Source organism: Dietzia papillomatosis NBRC 105045, assembly GCF_001570845.1.
GTDB classification, from domain to species: domain Bacteria; phylum Actinomycetota; class Actinomycetes; order Mycobacteriales; family Mycobacteriaceae; genus Dietzia; species Dietzia cinnamea.
In genome coordinates this window covers 1-13,802 of record NZ_BCSL01000055.1, presented here as the reverse complement: position 1 = coordinate 13,802, position 13,802 = coordinate 1, and the positions used below count along the sequence as shown (strand labels likewise).

Genomic DNA, 13,802 nt, shown 5'->3' with positions numbered 1-13,802 from the left:
CTGGGCCGCGCACGCCACACGCTTTCCGACCCCGAGGAGACGGCCGTGACCGCCACCCCCCTTCCCGCCCCCCGCACCGGCCCCGTCGTGCCCGACCGCTTCGCCGGACGCACCGCCCTCGTCACCGGCGCCAGCCGGGGGATCGGTCTGGGCATCGCCCGGCGACTCCTCGCCGAGGGGGCGTCCGTGGTCATCACCGCCCGTGGCCAGGAGGGGCTCGACGCCGCCGTCGCCGAGCTCGGTGCGCCCGACCGGGTGCTCGGCGTGGCGGGGAAGAGCGACGACGAGGAGCACCAGCGCGAGGTCCTGGCCCGTGCCGAGCAGGAGTTCGGGCCGATCGATCTGCTGGTCAACAACACCGGGATCAACCCGGTCTACGGCCGCACCGTCGATATCGACCTCGCCGCGGCCCGCAAGATCACCGAGGTCAACGCGCTCGGCACCCTGTCCTGGACGCAGAAGGTCTACCACTCGGGACTCGGCGAGCGCGGCGGCGCGGTGGTCAACATCGCCTCCATCGCCGGCCTCGCCCCGTCGCCCGGGATCGGCTGGTACGGCGCGACCAAGGCACTCGTCATGCGCCTCACCCAGGAGCTCGCCGTGGAGGTCGGCCCGTCGGTGCGCGTGAACGCCGTCGCACCGGGCGTGGTCAAGACCCGGTTCGCCGAGGCGCTGTACGAGGGTCGCGAGGAGGCGATGGGTGCCGCCCTGCCCACTGGGCGACTCGGCGTGCCCGACGACATCGCGGGCCCCGTCGCGTTCCTGCTCTCCGACGACGCGCACTGGATCACCGGCCAGACCCTCGTCGTGGACGGCGGCGCCCACATCGTCGGCGCCGGGCTGCAGGGCTGAGGCGGCCCGCAGGTGACCTCGATCCAGGAGTACTGTGCCTCCACCGGTCGCGCCCTCGAGGCGAGCCCGCCCATGGCCGTCGCCGGCCAGCCGCTCACGTGGGTGGACAGCCCGCCGTGGCAGCGCATCGAGTCGCCCGAACCGTCCGCGGTGATCTACGTCGACCCGGGCGCCCACCGCGACGGTTTCTCGCCCAACGCCGTCGCGACCTGCGCCCGCGTCGCCCCGGCGATGGACACCGAGCAGGCGGTCGAGATGATCGTCGCCACCGCCGACGCACTCGCCGACTGGACGCTGCTCGAGGAGGTCGCCGGCGAGGGTGACGAGTCCGCCGGGGCCGTCACCAGCATCTACCGCTACGTGCGCGGTACCTACACCGCCGAGCCCGGTGAGATGGCCACCTCGAGCCTGATCGTGGGATGGAGCGACGACGAGGCCACGTACGTCTTCCAGTTCGTCATCACCGGGTGGCGCGAGGACGTCTCCGTCCACGACGACGCGATGAGCTGCCTCCTCATCGGCGAGTGGACGGCCGGGCAGATCGTCGACGCGATGCGCGGATAGGGTGGTCGGCGCCACGGGTGGGCGACCGCGCCGGGCAGTGCCCGCGCTGGTGGGCGCGGCGCGGAGACGGGTCACGATCGACGAGGGGAAGGCGGGACGGACGTGCAGCTGCGCGAGCTCAGCGTGACGGGGGCGTGGGAGATCACCCCGCGCCAGATCTCCGACGACCGCGGGGTCTTCCACGAGGCGTTCACCGACCCCGCCTTCCGTGAGATGACCGGGCACCGGTTCGACCTCGCGCAGGTCAACGTGTCCGTCTCCGGAGAAGGCGTCCTGCGTGGCCTGCACTACGCCGAGGTGCCACCCGGGCAGGCGAAGTACGTGCTGTGCCCGTCCGGCACCGTCTTCGACGTGGTCGTGGACGTCCGCCTGGGATCACCGACCTTCGGGGAGTGGGCCGGCGTCCTGCTCGACTCCGTCGAGCAGCGGGCCGTCTACATCCCCGAGGGCGTAGCCCACGGATTCCTGGCCCTCGAACCGCAGTCCACCGTGATGTACTTCTGTTCGGAGGGCTGGCGGCCCGGCGCCGAGCACGTCATCGACGCCTTCGATCCGAAGATCGCGATCGACTGGCCGCAGATGGCGCTCGACGGCACCGCGATCGAGCACGTCATGAGCGACCGCGACCGCGACGCGCCGAGCCTGCTCGACGTGGCCGCCGCCGGGCGACTCCCGCAGTGGGACGCCTGCCGCTCGCACGTCGAGCGGTTGCGCGACGCCACCCCCCGTGTCGACGCCGAGTGGCGCCCCGCCGAGGCCTGACCTACCCTCGGCGGTCTGCCCCCGCCGACCCGCGCACGGCGATTCGTGCACTGTCGAGCTGTGCACCGGCGGACCGTGCTCCGGCGGACCGTGCGCTGACTGCGCGGTCGGCCGACATCCATCCGACGATCGAGGAGATCCCCATGTGTTACCCCGTCACCTGCCCCGTCTGCGGCAAGACCACCTGGGAGGGCTGCGGTGAGCACGTCGACCAGGTGAAGGCGACCGTGCCCGCCGAGCAGTGGTGCGACGGACAGCACCGCGCCGCCGCCAACTGATCGGCGTGCGCTCACCGGGCCGGGCCGGCGTTGGCGCGAGCTGATCCGGCGGGGCCGGCCGGCGTGCTGACCTCTCGGGCCCGGCCCGACCGCGCCCACGGGGGCGTCCTCGCCCGGTCCCGGCCCGCGCGCGCCGATCGGACGGTAGAACCGGGGGAGGTACCCCTCAGCCCTCACGGAGGCCCCCAGTGAGCACCCCGTACGTTCTCGTCGAAGATGCCGGCCCGATCGCCCGCGTCACGCTTAACCGACCCGAGCGCCGAAATCCGCTGTCCCTGCAGATGATGCGGGAGGCCACCGCGGCGATCCGCGCACTCGGCGACGATCCCGACTGCCGGGTCGTCGTGCTCACCGGGTCCGGGCCGGCGCTCTCGGCCGGGCACGAGATCAGCGAGATGGTCGAGCGCACTCTTGAGCAGGAGCGCGAGGTCTTCTCGGTCTGTGTCGAGCTCATGGAGAGCATCCAGGCCATCCGCCAGCCCGTGATCGCCGAGGTCCAGGGACACGCGGTGGCGGCCGGCTGCCAACTCGTCGCGACCTGCGACCTGGCCGTCGCCGTCGACACCGCCCGCTTCGGCACCCCCGGCGTGAAGATCGGCCTGTTCTGCTCGACGCCCATGGTGGCGGTCTCCCGCAACATCGGCCGCAAGCGCGCCATGCAGATGCTGCTGACCGGCGAGACGATCGACGCGACCACCGCCGTCGAATGGGGGCTGATCAACGAGGCGGTGCCCGCCGATCGGCTGCGCGCCCGTGTGGACGAGCTCGCCACGCAGATCGCCGACGCGAGCCCGCTGACGCTGGAGATCGGCAAGCAGGCCTTCTACCGGCAGATCGACCTGCCGCAGGACGAGGCCCACCGCGAGATGGCCGAGACGATGGCCACGAACGCCGTCACGTGCGACGCGCAGGAGGGGATGAGCGCGTTCCTCGAGAAGCGCACGCCGCAGTGGCGCGGTGCGTGAGCCGTAGCGTCGCGCGCGGCCGCTGCCGCGGGGTCGTGGCTCGCGTGACTCCGCCCCGCACCCGCGGGTAGCCGCTCCCGTCCCTGGCGTCTCGCTTCTCGCGATGGCGTCTCGCTTCTCGCGATGGCGTCTTGCTCCTACGGCAGTGGCGCATCCGCTCCCGGCGGTGGCGTCGTGCTCTGGGGGATGTACGCCACGGGCATCGACGCTCCTGTCCATGGCGTCTCGCCTGCCCGCCGGGCGGAGCGAGACGCCATGGTCGCGCGCGGCTGTGGTGGGCCGCTGAGCCGGGCGTGGTCGAGCGGACGCAGGCGCCAGGAGAGGAGAGGCGACCTCGCCGCCGACTAGGATCGACGCATGGCGCTTTCCGTGATGACGGTCTGTACAGGCAACATGTGTCGCTCCCCGCTCGCCGAGCGGCTGCTGGCCGCACGCACCGCCGCGGCCGGACTCGACGTGACGGTCGACTCCGCCGGGACCCGCGCCGCCAACGGAGCGGAGATCCACCGCGAGACCCTGCGGGTGCTGCAGGGCTACGGCGGTGAGGGCGACGGGTTCGCGTCGCGGCTGCTCACCACCAACCTGCTCGCCGGGAGGGACCTCGTCCTCACCGCGACCCGCGCACACCGCGACGCCGTCCAGGAGCTCGCGCCCCTGCTGTGGAAGAAGACCTACACGCTCCTCGAGGCCGCGCAACTAGCCGACTCGGACGAGTCCGTCACGCTGGCGGGACTGTCGCGTGCGCGGCTGAACATCAACACCGACGATCCCGCACTCGACGTGGAGGACCCGATCGGGCGGGAAGCCGAGGTGTTCGACCGCACGGGCGCACAGATCAGCGACGCGGTGGACTCCATCGTCCGCCTGCTGGCGCGCAGCTGAACGAGGCGCCTCACGCGGTCCGCGCGACCGGTGAGTCGTCGACCCGCACGCGCCCGTGGGGCGTCAGGGGTCCAGCGGTTTACGACGGTCCAGTTCCCGCAGGAATTCCGGATCGTCGTCGGGAGCGATGACGCGCGGGGGTGCCGGCCGTGAGCCCGGCCCGAAGGCCCGCCACAGCAGGATCGCCACTGTCACCACCCCGATGAGTGCGAAGAGCCAGATCACTCGAACCTCCTTTCCACCACGATACGTATCCTGGGGACCATGAGCGAGCGAGACGAATCAACACACCCCACGGACGGGTCGACCATGCCGGCCACCACCCCGAAGGGGAGCTCGCCCGGTGCCCGCCTGGCCCGGAACATGGTCTTCTACACGATCGTCCGCCTGCTGCTGGTGCTGGCGCTGACCCTGGTGATCATCGGGCTCGGCACCCTCGCCGGGGTGCAGATCCCTGTGCTGGTCGCGGCGATCCTCGCCGTGGTGATCGCACTGCCGCTGTCGATGGTGCTGTTCAGTCGGTTGCGCGCGCAGATCAACTCCGACATCGCCGAGGTCGACGCCGGGCGCCGCGAGAAGCGCGACGACCTGCGCCGGCGCATGAACGAGGCCTGAGCCGACCCCGGAAGGGGGCAGTCCCGGCCGGGGAGCGCGGCGGCGGGCGGGATGCGCGCCGCCGCGTCGGCGTCGCGGGCCCGAGCCGGGGGTGTCAGCTGCGGGGGCCGCCCGGCCAGAACGACCCCGGCCAGCGGAAGCCCGGGATACCCACGGAAGTACGCGGCTCGCCGGAGGCGTCCGAGCCCGCGGACCCCAGCGACCCGGAATCGCGGGTCGGCGGGACGGACGTCTGCGGAGCCGGCGGCTGGAGTCGACTTATGTCCGCCTCCGTCGGGACGGAGGTCGGGTCGGACGAGCCCGTCGGAGAGGGCTCGGTCCCGCCCGGAACGCTCGGGTCGGGCTGCCCGGGCTCGCTCTGGCCCGGCTCGGTGCCGCCCGGTTCGGTCCCGCCGGGGTCGGGGGTGGGAGACGGCGACGTCGGTGTCGTCCCACCGGGTGAGGTCCCGGGTGTGGTGCTGCCGGGCTCGTCGGTCCCGGGGGTGCCGCTGTCATCCGGATCGTCGGTGCCGGGCTCGCCCGGCCGATCGGTGGTCGTCTCGTCGTCGAGAGTCTCACGGCCGTCGACGAGCTCGGTCTCGAGCGGATCGATGTCGGTGCGCGGCTGGGCCGGAGTCCACTGCTCGCCGGTCGGCTGAGCTGTCGCGGTCTCGCTCGGGGGAGCGTAGGTTCCGGCCTCCTCGTCGGGGACGTACAACGCCCCGGGCGCCGGCTGGACCCCGATGTAGTAGCGGCTCAGGCAGTGATCGGTGAGGTCCTGGGACCCGTCGGTGAAGATGGTCATCCCCGGGGTGCCCCCGTCGGCCTCGGTCGCGCACCGGGCGATGAACTTCCCCGGCTGCTCGTCCCGGCCCGTGGTCGCGGTGGGCGACGTCAGCTCGGTCGCAGACGCGGAGCGTGGCGCCTCCGAGAGCACCTGCGGCTCCGGCTGCGCGCACGACGCCGCCACCAGCGCGATTGCGCCGGCGGAGAGGAGCACCCGATTTCGCATAACGATAGTGTCTCAGTTCTGTCAAAGGATGGCCACCGGATGATCTCGGCGGGAAGGAATTCGCAGGTGGCTAGCTCGTCGTGACCCTGGTCCGGACCGCACCGAGGGCTGCGACACCGGCCGCGAGGAGCGCGGCGAGCACGCCACCGACACCCACCTTCACCAGATCGGGCACGGGCAGGTCGTCGTTACCGTCTACCCCGGCGGCGCCGGTCAGTGCGCCGAAGACACCGCCGATCCCGCTGCCGGCGCCGGTCAGGGCCTCCGCTCCCGCGGAGCCGAAGGCCGCGCCCAGCACCACGCCCAGGGCGGCCGCGCACGCCGCGACCAGCAGCGTCTCGAGGACCAGCATGAGCCAGACGCCGGTGCGGGTCACGCCCACGCCGCGCAGCAGCGAGATCTCCCGCGTCCGCTCCCGGACGGCGAGCGTGAGGGTGTTGGCCACGCCGACCAGCGCCAGGGCCACCGCCACCGCCAGCAGCAGCGCACTCGACGTGAGGATGGTCCGGACGGACGTGGCGATCTGCTCGCGGGAGGCGAAGCTCTCGGTGACGGCCAGGTCGGGAGCGGCGTCCACCACGGCCGAGCGCACGTCCTGCAGGGCGGCGTCGAGCTGCTCGCCCTCGAGGGCATCGTCCATCCGCAGCCACAACTCGGTACGGGGAACGAACTGGCTCGGCACCTCCACGCCCTCGGGCCAGGGCGAGCCGTCGGGCAGTTGGGCCACGGGCCAGGCCGGCACGCTGTCCGGGGCGGCGAGGGCCCACTGGTCGCTCGTCCGGCGCACCACGAGGTCGCGGCCGTCGTCGTCGGAGAAAAACGTGAACCGGACGGTGTCGCCGTCGCGGGCGTCGGCGGCCACGGGGGAGGACTCGGGCAGCACGATCTCGCCCGGCCCCGGCAGGACCACGTCGCGACGCATGACCTCGCGGATGCGGTCCGGGTCGGCCACCCGCAGCACCGTGCGTTTGCCCCGCGGGTCCTCCGCGTACATGTCCGTCACGACGAGCGACTCGGCCACGCCCCGGGTGTCGGCCAGGGTCTCGGGCAGGCCGGCGGGCAGGAGGCCGCCGGGCGCGGTCACGGCCACGTCCAGGGGGACCCGGTCGACGAGGCGGGCCTGGATCGCGGGCCCGAGCAGTGCGATGCCGGTGACCATCGTCGCGGTGAGCGTCACGCCCACGAGGACCGCGGACGAGGTGGCGGCGGTGCGTCGCGGGCTGCGGGCGGTGTTGCGCGCGCCGAGGAGCCCCACCGGGCCGAGCACTACACCCACCACCGTCCCGAGCGCGCCCAGGAGGGTGGGCAGGGCCCCGGCGGCCACCGCGAGGACGCCGAGGAACGCCAGGACCCCCCACGCTCCGGCGGAGACCACGTCGCGCGCGGCCACCGCGTCCGACATGGAGTGCCAGCCGAACGCCGCCACCGCCGCGCCCACCACGACCATCGCGAGTCGCCGCCACCACGGGTCGGGACGCACGTCCGCCGGGCGCATCGCCTCGAGTGGACTGCCGGAGGTGGCCCGCCACAACGACGGCAGCGCGGTGAGTACGGTGACGCCCATGCCCACCGCGGCGGCGAGCAGGTACGCGCGGCCGGGCACGGTCACCTCCTGCAGCGGGATGGTCACCCCGAGCCGCGGCGCCTCCCGGGACGCCAGCGAGACCGCGAACCGGCCCAGGGCCAGCCCGGCCGCGGTGGCCAGTGCGCCCACCGCCAGCGCCTCGGCGATGCCCGAGACACGTAACTGCAGCCGAGAGGCGCCCAGGCACCGCAGCAGCGCCGTCTCGCGCACGCGGGCGGCGAACACCACCGCGAAGGTCGTCCCGATCACGAGCGCGGCCACGGCCACGGCCAGCACGGTGAACGCCAGCAGGGCGCGCGTGTAGACGTCGCGACCGCCCATGAACGACTCGGCGAGCGCGTCGGCCTCGGCGGCGCCGGTGGACACCTCCACCGCGGACGTGCCGGGCACGTCGGCCAGCCGCCGTTCGATCTCCGCGGCGAGTGCGGCGTCGGGCACGGTCCCGTCGGAGGCCACGCGCACGTCCCCGCCGGCGCCGTTCGGCGCCCACTGCTGCACCTGCTCGTCGGTCGCGTACAGCGGGAACGCCGACTTCATGTCCGGCTGGCCGGCCAGGTCGAACAGGCCCACCACCGTGACGGGGGCGGGGTCGCCGCCGCCGGTCGGCTGCACCTCGAACGTGGCGCCCACCGGCAGGTCCGCGTCCGCGCGGATCGCCACCTCGCCAGGAGTGGCGGGAAGCCGCCCGTCCGCCAGTGGCTGCCAGCGCAGGCCGTCGTCGGTGGCGAGCGTTGTCGTCGTCGTCATCTGTTGGGCGCGACCCTCCACCCGGGCCCGCACGTAGGTCTGCGCGTCCACGGTCACCGCACGCACGCCCGGCGTGGCGGCGATGGCCTCCAGGCCGAGCCGCTGGGATTCGGCCGCCTCCTCCCGCGCGGCCTCGGTGCCCGCGGAGGTCCGGTCGCCGAGGTTCTGCACGAGCACCGCGGTGTTCGCGTAGCGCATGCCGAAGGTGGCGTCGGCGCTCGCCGCCATCGTCCGCAGGACCCCCACCGAGGCCAGGACGAACGCCACGGCCACCGCGAGCGCCAGCAGCGTCCCCAGGTAGCGGCCCGCGTGGGCGCGCAGCTGGCCGAGGACCAGCCGGACGCTCACGCGGTGGCCGGCCGGCGACCGGCGATCGAGCGCATGGCCGCGTCCACGGCCTCGACGCTGGGGGAGGTCACCTCGTCGGCGATCCGGCCGTCGGCCAACACCAGCACCGTGTCGGTGTGGGCGGCGGCGTGCGCGTCGTGGGTCACCATGACGACCGTCTGCCCGGTCTCGCGCGCACACGCGCCGAGGAGCCCGAGCACGGCCTCGCCGGACTCGGAGTCGAGGTTGCCGGTGGGCTCGTCGGCGAAGACCACGTCGGGGCGGGGCAGCAGGGCGCGCGCGATGGCCACCCGCTGCTGCTGACCGCCCGACAGTTCATGGGGACGACGCCCCAGGAGGTCCCCGATCCCCAGCTCGCCGACCAGGGCGTCCAGGCGCGCACGGTCGGGTCGGCGGAACGCCATCCGGACGGGCAGCACGATGTTCTCCCGCACGGACAGCGCGGGCACGAGGTTGAAGGACTGGAACACGAACCCCACGCGGGTGCGTCGGAGGCGGGTGCGGCCGGCGTCGCGCAGGCGCGTGACCTCGGTGGCCCCGATCGTCACGGTGCCGGCGTCGGGGGTGTCGAGGCCGGCGAGGCAGTGCATGAGTGTGGATTTGCCGCTGCCGGAGGGGCCCATCACCGCGGTCCAGCGGCCCTTGTCGATGGCCACGTCGACCCCGTCCAGCGCCCGCACCGTCACCCGCCCGTGGGAGTAGGTCTTGCGCAGGCCCTTGGCCCGGATGGCGATCTCGGGGGGTGGGGTCACGTGGGTCCTTCCGTCGCGGCGTGGGGTCCGAGAGGTGAGTGTAGGGATCGGCGCGGCGCGCCGAGAATGACTGTGGCTCATGGGACTGCTGTGACGTACGATGCGTGTGTGACTGGGCTGGACCCGGTCGTGCCCAGCTCCCGGATGACAAGGTGACCTCATGTTGCAGCGACGCTCGCACCGCACCGCCCCCCGTTCTCGCACGCTCGCCCTCGGTGGCGCCCTGGCCGCGCTCGCCGTCGTCGGAGGCGGCACCGTCGTGGCCGTGACCGACCCGACCGCTGTCGACGCCGGCGACATCCAGCTCGCCCAGAACGCCACCGATCAGGCCGCCGCGCAGGAGATGCCGCTCGGGACGCCCGTGAACCTCGACCTGGAGCCGGTCGTGGCCCGCGCCGCCGGTGGCACCATCCCGGCGGGCACCACCATCCAGGTCACCGGCCTGCCCGACGGTCTCACCCAGGACGGCTGGGTCATCTCCGGTACGCCCACCCGCGCCGGTGAGTACGAGGTCCTCGTGACCGTGTCCAACGGGGCGCTGTCCCAGTCGCAGAAGGTCGCCATCACCGTCGTCGACGGCGCCGGGGCGGCCGGGCGGGCCGGAACCGCGGACGGCGCCGGGGCGGATGCAGAGGGCGAGACGGGTCCCTCCACCACCGAGCCGTCCACCACCGCCGACGAGCCCGCCACGGACGAGGCCACCACCGACGACGCCCAGCCCGATCCCACCCTCTCGGCGGCGCCCGGCGATCCGAGCCTGGCCGACAGCGCCCCCGGAGAGGGGAACGAGGACGGCGACGACGGCGAGGCCGGCGCCGGCCCGGACCTGTGTTCGGTCGTCGGGGACGGTGAGATGGACGGCGCCTCGCTGGCCCAGCTGCTGCCGCTGGTGACCGGCGACCAGGACGGCGCCTCGTCGGGCCTCGTACTGATGCTGGTCAACGCGGTCGTGGGGCTGCTGCCGTCCGTCCTCGGCGACAGCGGCTCGCTCGGGGGGATCGGCTCTGCGGGGGAGATGCTCTGCACGATCTCGCCCGCACTGCTCGGCGGCCAGTCCGCCAGCGCCGCCGGGGACGACGCCACCCCCGCCGGGGCCGCGGCCACGACCGGTGCGGGCGGCCTCACTGCCGACCCCACCGCCCTGCTGGGGCTCCTCACCACGGGGGCGGGCAGCCTCGGACAGTGACGCGCGCCGCGCCCGGGGCGATCTCGACCCCCGGGCGCCGGTCTCCGCGTTACAGTTCTCCCGTCGACGACCGGCGCCCCGGAGGGGGCGCGGGGGCTCGACCCCGTCCGCCGTAGTTGAAGAGGGTTCATCAGACATGTTCACCCGCAAGGTCGTCACAGTCTCCTCCGCCGCATTCGCGCTGGTCACCCTCTCCGTTCCCGTCGTCAACGCGCATGGTGACGCAGCGGCGCCCGACGGGGCGGGCGCGGGCAGCATCCCGCTCGGCAGCCTCGAGTCCGCGGGTCTCGGTGCCGGGAGCCTTGCGGACGGCTCCGCCGATGTCGATGGGGACGACGACGAGGGCGACGACGGCGGGGGCTCGAGCGTCGGCGAGCTGACGCCGGAGACGGACGCCGTCTGCGAGTTGCCCGGGCTAGGCGGCTCGGTGGCCAAGTTCTATCCGCTGTTCGGGATCGACGGCGTGCCCACCGGGGTCATCGACCTCGTCACCACCGCCCTGGACTCCTTCCCCAACCTGCTCGACGTGGTCGCGGGCGAGGGCGGCGGAACGGCGTCGCTCGCGCAGACCGGATCGTTCGCCGAGGGGCTGTGCGGCACCTTCCTCGGAGGCGAGATGGTCCTTCCGCCGGTGACGGTGATCGTCGACGCCGACGGCAACCCGGTCAGCACCGTCACCGGGACCACCACTCCCAGCGGCTTCACCGTCGCCTCCACCCTGACTGCAGCCTCGGGAGCTGCCGACGACGCGGTCGCCGAGGACTCCGCCGCCGCCGGGGCCGGGGCCCACGCGGCCGAGGCCACGGGCGTCTCCGCCCTCGCACCGGTCCCGACCTCCGTGCCTGTTCCCTGATGGATTGACACCACGAGTTCGCCGCGGCGGCCCGATCCCGACACGGGGGTCGGGCCGTTCGTCATTTCCGGTGCGGCGGTGGGGAAGTGCGCGGTGAGTAAACGTCCGCCCATGCCGGGGCCGATACCCTGAGGGGTGTGTTACCAGTGTGGTCAACGTGTCAGTAGTGACTTGTGTGAGAGGAGTAGACAGTCGGTGTGCGTGTGGTTAAAGTGGCGTCTGTAATGGTCTGCGCTCCCGTTCCGGGGAGTGAGCGATCTGAACCCCTCCGGAAGGAACCAGCCGATGCGTGCTCGCCTCGCCCGTCCTCGTCGTATCGCCCGGGGTCGCCTCGTCGCCCCCGTCGCAGCTGCTGCCGCGGTTGCTCTCGTGGGCGGAGTCGTCGTCGCCGCTCCCGACGCCCCGACCGTCGGCGGCGACGTCCAGACCGTTGCCGGCTCGTCGTCCTCCGCTTCCCCGCTGACCGTGACCGGCTTCACCGTCGGCAACGCGGAGTTCTCCTTCGATATCCAGAGCTTGGCCAGCGGCGTGTACGCCGGCATCGAGATCACCGAGGTCGAGGGGCTGCCCGAGGATCTGACGTACGCCGACGGCACGATCTCGGGTACGCCGGCGGTCGGCGGCACCCACCACATCACCGTCATCGGCAAGGTCAACGGCGCCCCCGTCAGCATCCCCGCCACGCTTGTGGTCAACAACGCCGACGGCACCGCGCCCACCGGCGCCTCGGGTGGTTCGACGGCAGCGGTCGAGGGCAGCCTCGGTGGGCAGGCAGAGGCCGGCGGCCAGGTCACCACGGGTTCCGACGGAACCGACGCGATCCTCGGGGCCGTCGCGGGTGTCGTGTCCGCGCTCGGCGGCGACGCCGGCTCGGTCACCGAGCTCGCGACAGGCTCCACCGGCCAGGGCGGTACCACCCCCGTGAACCCCAACGGCCCGGAGAACCCAACCGGCCCGCTCGGCAGCCTCGCGGGCGGCGAGCTCGGCCTCGGCAGCACCGGCGCAACCCCGCAGAACCCCGGCCAACCCGGCGCGCCGGGCCAGCCGGAGAACCCCGCGCCCGAGACCGGCTCGCTCGGCCTCCCGGGCTCCTCGGCCACGGGCGAGGTGACCGGCGGCGCGAACGGCGGGCTGGACACCCAGAGCCTGGGCCCGCTGGCCCCGCTCGGCTCGCTGATCGACGCCGGCACCGAGACCGGATCGACCACCGACGGCGGCACCCAGCCCGCCGGATCCACGACGACCGGCGGAACCACCACCGGAGGCGAGCTGACCACTGCCGCCGAGCTGACCGGCGGCGGCGAGATCACCGTCCCGGGCTCGTCCTTCCCCGCCGACACCGGCTCCCTCGGTGCCCTGGCCCCGGGGCTGGCGCTCACCGGCGCGGCCATGCTCGGTCTCGCGGGTCTGACGCTCGCCCTCAACGGCGGATCCTCCGCCCCCGGCTCCACGGCGATCCTGCCGGCGCTGCCCGGGTCCACCACCACGGGTGCGACCACGAACGGTGGCTCGTCCGGCTCCACCGCGCCGACCGTAGCCGCCGGTGCTCCGCGCACCGTGCAGGCCCCCGGCCCGACGGTCGCTAACGGCCGCGGCTGACCCCGGAACTCCCGGCGGTCGCGCAGGCCGCCGGTGACCACGCCCACCCCGGAGCCCTCTCACATCGTGAGAAGGCTCCGGGGTGACGTGCTTTGGTGGGCTACCGTGGGTCAGCCGCGGGTCCGCTGCGGTGTCCACGAAAGACCTGTATGCGTATCTCCCGTCCTGTCATCGCTTCCGCCGTCGCACTCACCGCCATGGCCGCGGTCGGGGCCGCGTCAGGACAGGCGGAGGCGCCCGACACCACGCCCGTCGTGGTCGAGGCCACCGACGTGGCACCTGCCGCCCTCCCGTCGCTCACGCTGCGGGTGGGCGAGTACATGGAGCGCCGGGTCAGCGACTACGTCACCCCGCCGCCCGGCGCCTCGATCCAGTTCCAGGGCCTTCCGCCCGGGTTGACCTACGACCCGACCACCACCGCGATCAAGGGCACGCCCACCACCGCCGGCGTCTACAACCCCGTCGCGACCGCCTACATCTTCGGCGTCCCGGTCCGCACCGAGACCACGCGGGTGACCGTGACCGGAGGCGGGGGAGGCGGAGCCGCACCCGCCCCCGCACCGGCGCCCGCGCCCGCCCCCCGTCCGGCACCCGCGCCCGCCCCGGTCGCCCCGCCGGCGCCGGGCACGATCACCATCGCCGACATCGACGGGCTGCCCCTGCCCGAGCCCGTCAAGGACGCGCTCCGCGGTGCCGCCCTGGCGATCAACGACGGCATCCAGAACGCATGGAACGCGGTCCCTGCCGGCTCGCTCGGCAAGTAGACCCGCCGGGCCGCGCGCAGGCCCACGAACGACGGCGGCCGGCCCCTCGAGCAGGGGCC

The 13,802-nt window shown here is 73.6% G+C and carries 15 protein-coding genes; 11 read left to right on the top strand and 4 right to left on the bottom strand.

What is annotated here, in order from left to right:
- Window positions 1-45 precede the first annotated feature (45 nt).
- The 6 genes from DPA01S_RS14475 (at window position 46) to DPA01S_RS14455 (ending at window position 4,303) form a co-directional block, all read left to right on the top strand.
- Complete coding sequence (locus DPA01S_RS14475; protein ID WP_198150812.1) at window positions 46-852, top strand: SDR family oxidoreductase; 807 nt, start codon at window positions 46-48, stop codon at window positions 850-852.
- 12 nt (window positions 853-864) lie between these two features.
- Window positions 865-1,416, top strand: a complete 552-nt coding sequence (locus DPA01S_RS14470; protein WP_061917377.1) for an LpqN/LpqT family lipoprotein — start codon at window positions 865-867, stop codon at window positions 1,414-1,416.
- A 102-nt stretch (window positions 1,417-1,518) separates the two neighbouring features.
- The gene (rfbC, locus tag DPA01S_RS14465) at window positions 1,519-2,178 is read left to right on the top strand and encodes a dTDP-4-dehydrorhamnose 3,5-epimerase (RefSeq protein WP_061917374.1); all 660 of its coding nucleotides are present in this window, start codon (window positions 1,519-1,521) and stop codon (window positions 2,176-2,178) included.
- A 143-nt stretch (window positions 2,179-2,321) separates the two neighbouring features.
- Complete coding sequence (locus tag DPA01S_RS17485; protein ID WP_259882327.1) at window positions 2,322-2,456, top strand: DUF8730 family Cys-rich protein; 135 nt, start codon at window positions 2,322-2,324, stop codon at window positions 2,454-2,456.
- Between the two features lie 188 nt (window positions 2,457-2,644).
- Window positions 2,645-3,421 carry an enoyl-CoA hydratase gene (locus tag DPA01S_RS14460; protein WP_061917371.1) on the top strand — a complete coding sequence of 259 codons (777 nt, stop codon included), beginning with the start codon at window positions 2,645-2,647 and terminating at the stop codon, window positions 3,419-3,421.
- 357 nt (window positions 3,422-3,778) lie between these two features.
- Complete coding sequence (locus DPA01S_RS14455; RefSeq protein ID WP_061917367.1) at window positions 3,779-4,303, top strand: arsenate reductase/protein-tyrosine-phosphatase family protein; 525 nt, start codon at window positions 3,779-3,781, stop codon at window positions 4,301-4,303.
- Window positions 4,304-4,366: 63 nt separating this feature from the next.
- Here the strand turns inward: DPA01S_RS14455 and DPA01S_RS17080 are convergent, their stop codons facing one another.
- Window positions 4,367-4,528 carry a hypothetical protein gene (locus tag DPA01S_RS17080; RefSeq protein ID WP_007632330.1) on the bottom strand — a complete coding sequence of 54 codons (162 nt, stop codon included), beginning with the start codon at window positions 4,526-4,528 and terminating at the stop codon, window positions 4,367-4,369.
- Between the two features lie 39 nt (window positions 4,529-4,567).
- On the opposite strand from DPA01S_RS17080, the gene DPA01S_RS14450 reads away from it, so the two are divergent.
- Window positions 4,568-4,918 carry a DUF4229 domain-containing protein gene (locus DPA01S_RS14450; protein WP_198150810.1) on the top strand — a complete coding sequence of 117 codons (351 nt, stop codon included), beginning with the start codon at window positions 4,568-4,570 and terminating at the stop codon, window positions 4,916-4,918.
- A 94-nt stretch (window positions 4,919-5,012) separates the two neighbouring features.
- On the opposite strand, the gene DPA01S_RS14445 is transcribed toward DPA01S_RS14450, so the two are convergent.
- The 3 genes from DPA01S_RS14445 to DPA01S_RS14435 form a co-directional block, all read right to left on the bottom strand.
- A complete protein-coding gene (locus DPA01S_RS14445; RefSeq protein WP_061917361.1) occupies window positions 5,013-5,909 on the bottom strand; it encodes a hypothetical protein in 897 nt (298 codons plus the stop codon).
- 70 nt (window positions 5,910-5,979) lie between these two features.
- Entirely contained in the window at window positions 5,980-8,589 is a 2,610-nt protein-coding gene (locus DPA01S_RS14440) for an ABC transporter permease (protein ID WP_061917358.1), read from the bottom strand.
- A complete protein-coding gene (locus DPA01S_RS14435; RefSeq protein WP_007632338.1) occupies window positions 8,586-9,341 on the bottom strand; it encodes an ABC transporter ATP-binding protein in 756 nt (251 codons plus the stop codon). The genes DPA01S_RS14440 and DPA01S_RS14435 overlap by 4 nt, the downstream gene beginning before the upstream one ends.
- Window positions 9,342-9,501: 160 nt before the next feature.
- Here DPA01S_RS14435 and DPA01S_RS14430 point away from each other — a divergent pair, with 160 nt between their 5' ends.
- The 4 genes from DPA01S_RS14430 (at window position 9,502) to DPA01S_RS14415 (ending at window position 13,743) form a co-directional block, all read left to right on the top strand.
- On the top strand, window positions 9,502-10,527 hold the full coding sequence (locus DPA01S_RS14430; protein ID WP_061917356.1) for a hypothetical protein: 1,026 nt from the start codon (window positions 9,502-9,504) through the stop codon (window positions 10,525-10,527).
- Between the two features lie 136 nt (window positions 10,528-10,663).
- Window positions 10,664-11,380, top strand: a complete 717-nt coding sequence (locus DPA01S_RS14425) for a hypothetical protein (RefSeq protein ID WP_061917353.1) — start codon at window positions 10,664-10,666, stop codon at window positions 11,378-11,380.
- Window positions 11,381-11,665: 285 nt separating this feature from the next.
- On the top strand, window positions 11,666-12,979 hold the full coding sequence (locus DPA01S_RS14420; protein ID WP_061917350.1) for a hypothetical protein: 1,314 nt from the start codon (window positions 11,666-11,668) through the stop codon (window positions 12,977-12,979).
- A 149-nt stretch (window positions 12,980-13,128) separates the two neighbouring features.
- Window positions 13,129-13,743, top strand: a complete 615-nt coding sequence (locus DPA01S_RS14415; RefSeq protein WP_061917347.1) for a hypothetical protein — start codon at window positions 13,129-13,131, stop codon at window positions 13,741-13,743.
- Window positions 13,744-13,802: the final 59 nt, after the last annotated feature.